This is a genomic window from Serratia sp. ASV30, from assembly GCF_016428815.1.
GTDB lineage: Bacteria > Pseudomonadota > Gammaproteobacteria > Enterobacterales > Enterobacteriaceae > Chania > Chania fonticola_C.
This window is the reverse complement of record NZ_JAELTL010000163.1, coordinates 1-625: the sequence shown is the minus strand read 5'-3', so window position 1 is coordinate 625 and position 625 is coordinate 1. Positions and strand designations below refer to the sequence as shown.

The window sequence follows — 625 nt, the reverse complement described above, 5'->3', positions numbered from 1 at the left end:
AGTTGGCATCGTCGGCAGCGTCAGATGTGTATAAGAGACAGTTGGTATACTTCCCCCAACCGAATTATCTATTTTTTCAATTTGATGCCGAGTAATAAGGATGTCGTTTACTGTAATTGTGGCAATTGGTTTAACTTCCGCTTCATTTAGGAAGCCAGATGAGTAGAGGTGCTCAGTCAATGGATGGGCCATAACTACATAATCATCACTGTCATAATCATCTAGGCTTAATGGAATGTCAGCTTCTTTAAATGAAAGATTGAAAGCGGTAAGCGTAACTTTTTCATTATTTTTTAATGCGCTGAAAAATGATAACGGAAGAAAGCCTGTTGACAACGCCCACAAGCCAGAAAGAAAAAGAATCGGTTTTTTTAGTCCCGGTGTATCTTCATGTTGATAAAATCGCTTAATTCTCTCGGTTGCTGTGGGGTTCATATTAACTTCAGCTTTTGGCATAAACATACTTAAAGGTGATTTGTTTGTGTATTTTGTCATCAGCTTGGGGGGGAATTTTTTCTCCCATTCATTTAATTCTTCCCATACGCTAAGTGGGGATAAGGCTGCTTCGAAATTATGAAGAGACTGTCTCTTATACACATCTCCGAGCCCACGAGACAGGAGGTAT

General features: G+C 39.5%; 1 protein-coding gene. It reads right to left on the bottom strand.

Going from position 1 to position 625, the window contains the following annotated elements; genetic code table 11:
- The coding region (locus JHD74_RS25905; protein WP_199063896.1) for a hypothetical protein at positions 1–597 on the bottom strand (597 nt) is incomplete at its 3' end.
- Positions 598–625 lie beyond the last annotated feature (28 nt).